Source organism: Streptomyces niveiscabiei, from assembly GCF_001419795.1.
Lineage (GTDB): Bacteria > Actinomycetota > Actinomycetes > Streptomycetales > Streptomycetaceae > Streptomyces > Streptomyces niveiscabiei.
The window spans coordinates 1-4,362 of record NZ_LIRL01000634.1 but is presented as its reverse complement, the minus strand read 5'-3'; the positions used below and the strand labels follow the sequence as shown (position 1 = coordinate 4,362).

Below are 4,362 nucleotides of genomic sequence, written 5' to 3'. Positions count from 1 at the left end.
TGATCAGCCGGGAGACGTGCATCTGGGAGATCCCGAGCCGCTCGGCGATCCGGCTCTGCGTCATGTCGCCGAAGAACCGCATGTACAGGATCGCCCGCTCCCGCTCCGGCAGCGCCGCCAGGCGCCCGCGTACGGCTTCGCGGTCGACGACGACGTCCAGCGCGGGGTCGGGCGCGCCGAGGACGTCGCCGAGGGAGTAGCCGTCCTCGCCGCCGGGCAGCTCGGCGTCCAGCGAGAGGGCGGTGAAGCTGTCCAGGGCCTCCAGGCCGGCGCGTACGTCGTCCTCGCTGAGCTGCGCGCGCTCGGCGATCTCGGCGACGGTCGGCTGCCGGCCGCCGTTCTGGGCGAGGTCCTGGCAGGCGAAGCGGACCCGGTTGCGCAGGTCCTGGACCCGCCTCGGCACGTGCAGGGTCCACAGGTGGTCACGGAAGTGCCGCTTGATCTCGCCGGTCACCGTCGGTACGGCGTAGCTCTCGAAGGCGTTGCCGCGGTCCGGGTCGTACCGGTCGACGGCCTTCACGAGGCCGAGGGCCGCGACCTGGCGCAGGTCCTCCAGGCTCTCGCCCCGGCTGCGGAAGCGGCCCGCGAGGCGGTCGGCCATCGGCAGCCACGCCTCGACGATCTCGCCGCGCAGCGTGTCGTGATCGGGCCCCTCGGGCATGTCGGCGAGCTTGCGGAAAGCTTCGGCCGTGTCGGGGGCGTCATCGTGCGGGTGGTGCGTCACGCTCACTGGATTTCGCATGGTGCGTCGCCACTCCCTTGCGGGTGCTCTGGGTTGGACGGTTCACCGATGAGCACGCCCCGCGCGGCGAACGATCTGCCGCAGGCCGCCGGAGCCATCCCACCGAGTGCCTCCGGTCCGAAGCACGCCAGTCCGCCTGCCCCGGCACCCGCCCCGCAAACCCAAAAGGGGTCTGACCTGGCCTAACACGGCCGGGTACGCCCTGCCAGGCGCCGAGAACGGAGGCTCACCAGGCCCGCCGGACGATCACGACACCCGGCACAGGCCCGCCTCCACGGCGCCGGCCCTCTCAGCCCCGCGCGCAGGACCGGCGCCCGCCCCTACCGCGCCCGCTCCACCCTCCGCTCGTCCCACACCGGCTCCGCGGTCTCCCGTACCTTCCCGTCGCTGCCGAAGACCAGGTAGCGGTCGAAGGTCTTGGCGAACCACCGGTCGTGGGTGACCGTGAGGACGGTCCCGTCGAAGGCCTCAAGACCTTCCTGGAGGGCCTCGGCCGATTCCAGGTCGAGGTTGTCGGTCGGTTCGTCGAGCAACAGGGCCGTGCAGCCCCGGAGTTCGAGGAGGAGGATCTGGAAGCGGGCCTGCTGGCCGCCGGAGAGGCGGTCGAAGGTCTGCTCGGCCTGGTTGGTCAACTCGTACCGCCGCAGGCGGGACATGGCGGCGCCGCGGTCCTGGGAGTGCTCGGTCCACAGGATGTCGAGGAGGGTGCGGCCGAGGAGTTCGGGGTGGGCGTGGGTCTGCGCGAAGTGCCCGGGCACGACGCGCGCGCCGAGCTTCCAGTCACCGGTGTGCGCGACCTCCTCCCCCGCGAGGAGCCTCAAGAAGTGCGATTTCCCCGACCCGTTGGACCCGAGGACGGCGACGCGCTCGCCGTAGAACACTTCGAGGTCGAAGGGCTTCATCAGCCCGCTCAGCTCAAGTCCCTTGCAGGTGACGGCCCGTACGCCCGTACGCCCGCCCTTGAGCCGCATCCTGATGTCCTGCTCGCGCGGCGGCTCCGGCGGCGGCCCGGCCTCCTCGAACTTCCGCAGCCGGGTCTGCGCCGCCGCGTACCGGGACGCCAACTCATGGCTGATGGAAGCAGCTTGACGGAGAGTCAGCACCAGCTTCTTCAGCTGCGCGTGCTTCTCGTCCCACCGCCGCCGCAACTCCTCGAAGCGGGCGAACCGTTCACGCCGGGCCTCGTGATACGTCCCGAACCCACCGCCGTGCACCCACGCGTCCGCGCCGGCCGGCCCGGGCTCCACGGACACGATCTTCTCCGCTGCCCGCGCGAGGAGTTCACGGTCGTGGGAGACGAACAGGACGGTCTTGCGCGTCTCCTTGAGCCGCTCCTCCAGCCACCGCTTGCCGGGGACGTCGAGATAGTTGTCGGGCTCGTCGAGGAGCAGCACCTCGTCGCTCCCGCGCAGCAGCGCCTCCAGCACGAGCCGCTTCTGCTCGCCCCCGGACAGCGTGCTCACCTGCCGCCACTGGGCCCGCTCGTAGGGCACGCCGAGCGCGGCGGTCGTGCACATGTCCCACAGCGTCTCGGCCTCGTATCCGCGCACCTCGGCCCAGTCGGAGAGCGCCTGCGCGTACTGGAGCTGCGCGGCCTCGTCGTCGACGGTCATCAGCGCGTGCTCGGCGCGGTCGACGGCGCCCGCGGCCGTACGGATCTCCGGCGGGGCGACGGAGACGAGCAGGTCGCGGACGGTCGTCTCGTCCCGTACGGAGCCCACGAACTGGCGCATCACGCCAAGTCCGCCGCTGACGGTGACGGTGCCGCCGTGCGGCTTCAGCTCGCCGGAGATCAGCCGCAGCAGGGTCGTCTTGCCCGCCCCGTTGGGGCCGACCAGGGCGACGACCGCCCCTTCTCCGACACGGAAGGACACGTCGCCGAGCAACGCCCTCCCGTCGGGGAGGTAGTACTCGAGGTGCGCGGCTTCCAGATGTCCCATGGAAACGCATTCTCCGGTCCGGCGACCTGCACGGCAAACCGTTATCGAGGACAGCACCTGACGGTTCGTCAGTCCACATGGCGAAACGCTTAGTCTCACCATGCGATCAGAGGCGTTACGGTGAAATCCGCACCGACCCGACGACGCGAAGGGGCACAGCCATGCCGGAAGCACGGGAGACGGCCGTCTACACGCACGGCCACCACGAGTCCGTCCTGCGCTCGCACACCTGGCGGACCGCCGCCAACTCCGCGGCCTACCTGCTGAGTTCACTCAAGCCGCACATGAAGGTCCTGGACATCGGCTGCGGACCGGGCACGATCACCGCCGACCTCGCCGCGCTGGTCCCGGACGGCCACGTCACCGGTGTCGACCACGCGCCGGGCATCCTGGAGCAGGCCGCCGCCACCGCCGCCGGGCGCGGCCTGACGAACGTCGACTTCGCGGTCGCCGACGTCCACGATCTGGACTATCCGGACGACACGTTCTGCGTCGTCCACGCCCACCAGGTCCTCCAGCACGTCGGCGACCCCGTACAGGCGCTGCGCGAGATGCGCCGGGTGACCAAGCCGAACGGTTTCGTCGCCGTCCGCGATTCGGACTACGCGGGCATGATCTGGTACCCGGCCTCGGCCGGCATGGACGCCTGGTCCGACCTGTACCAGCGCGTCGCGCGCGCGAACGGGGGCGAGCCGGACGCCGGGCGGCGGCTGAAGTCGTGGGCGCTGGCGGCCGGGTTCACCGACATCACGGCGACGTCCGCGAACTGGACGTTCTCGACGCCTCAGGAGCGGGCCTGGTGGAGCGGCCTGTGGGCGGACCGCACGCTGGCCTCCGCGTACGCCGACCGCGCGACCGAGGGCGGGCACGCGACCCGGGAGGAGCTCGCGGCCGTGTCCGAGGCGTGGCGGGAGTGGGGGCGGCAGGAGGACGGCTGGTTCGCCGTCCTGCACGGGGAGATCCTCTGCCGGAAGTGACGGGGCGGGGACCGGGACCGGCGGCGCCCAGGGGCCGGGCGGTGACCGCCGCGGCGGGAAATTCCGTGTGCGGGCCGCCGGCACCGCCGTAGAGTCGACGCGCCCCGCACCCAGAGACGGAAAGAAGCCGATGAGCGAGCAGCACACCTACCGGGTCATCGTCCGAGGCACCTGGGACGCCCTGACCGACGAGTCCCGGGAGAGGCTGCTCGCCGAGGCCGCCGACCACGGCCTGTCCAGCATGCGGTTCACCGAGGAGGGCTCGCTGACCTACGAGGCGAGCCCTCTGAAGCACTTCTCGATGCGGTACGTGGTGGTGTCGGACGCGGCGGACGGCGAGGAGATGGCCGCGGCGATCGCGGAGGACCGGGCGGAAACGGCGCTGAAAGCGCTCTCGCACGGTTTCACCGGCCTGAAGTCGAAGGTCACCGACCTCGACACCATGAAGATCAACGTCAAGCGCGCATCTCGGCGGTGATCGCCCACCGCTCGTGGTCGCGCCAGTCGCCGTCGACGTAGAGCATCTTCGGCGACAGCCCCTCCAGCCGGAACCCGGCACCCCGCGCGAGCGCGATGGACGCCGTGTTGCCCGGCTGGACGTTGATCTCCAGCCGGTGCAGCCGCATGGGCCCGAAGGCGTACCCGACGACGAGGTCGAGCCCCTCCCGCATCAGCCCCCGCCCGGCGGAGTGCGCGAAGGCCC

The 4,362-nt window shown here is 71.4% G+C and carries 5 protein-coding genes; 2 read left to right on the top strand and 3 right to left on the bottom strand.

Features of this window, described 5'->3' with window-relative positions; translation table 11 throughout:
• Positions 1-742: RNA polymerase sigma factor SigF (locus AOK24_RS28810; protein ID WP_055722974.1), on the bottom strand; the 742-nt coding region annotated here is incomplete at its 3' end.
• 320 nt (positions 743-1,062) lie between these two features.
• Entirely contained in the window at positions 1,063-2,682 is a 1,620-nt protein-coding gene (locus AOK24_RS28805) for an ABC-F family ATP-binding cassette domain-containing protein (RefSeq protein ID WP_055722973.1), read from the bottom strand.
• 161 nt (positions 2,683-2,843) lie between these two features.
• On the opposite strand from AOK24_RS28805, the gene AOK24_RS28800 reads away from it, so the two are divergent.
• Together AOK24_RS28800 and AOK24_RS28795 are read left to right on the top strand one after the other, a co-directional pair.
• Positions 2,844-3,659, top strand: a complete 816-nt coding sequence (locus tag AOK24_RS28800; RefSeq protein ID WP_055722972.1) for a class I SAM-dependent methyltransferase — start codon at positions 2,844-2,846, stop codon at positions 3,657-3,659.
• Positions 3,660-3,789: 130 nt separating this feature from the next.
• Positions 3,790-4,137: a DUF6204 family protein gene (locus AOK24_RS28795; protein ID WP_055722971.1), complete on the top strand. Its 348-nt coding sequence runs from the start codon at positions 3,790-3,792 to the stop codon at positions 4,135-4,137.
• On the opposite strand, the gene AOK24_RS28790 is transcribed toward AOK24_RS28795, so the two are convergent.
• On the bottom strand, positions 4,115-4,362 hold a 248-nt coding region (locus AOK24_RS28790), incomplete at its 5' end, for a GNAT family N-acetyltransferase (protein ID WP_159052017.1). The two genes, AOK24_RS28795 and AOK24_RS28790, sit on opposite strands and share 23 nt — an antisense overlap.

Coding starts and splice junctions, on each gene's coding strand:
- AOK24_RS28805 (WP_055722973.1), bottom strand. CDS start 2,682: ATGGGACATCTGGAAGCCGCGCACCTCGAGTACTACCTCCCCGACGGG.
- AOK24_RS28800 (WP_055722972.1), top strand. CDS start 2,844: ATGCCGGAAGCACGGGAGACGGCCGTCTACACGCACGGCCACCACGAG.
- AOK24_RS28795 (WP_055722971.1), top strand. CDS start 3,790: ATGAGCGAGCAGCACACCTACCGGGTCATCGTCCGAGGCACCTGGGAC.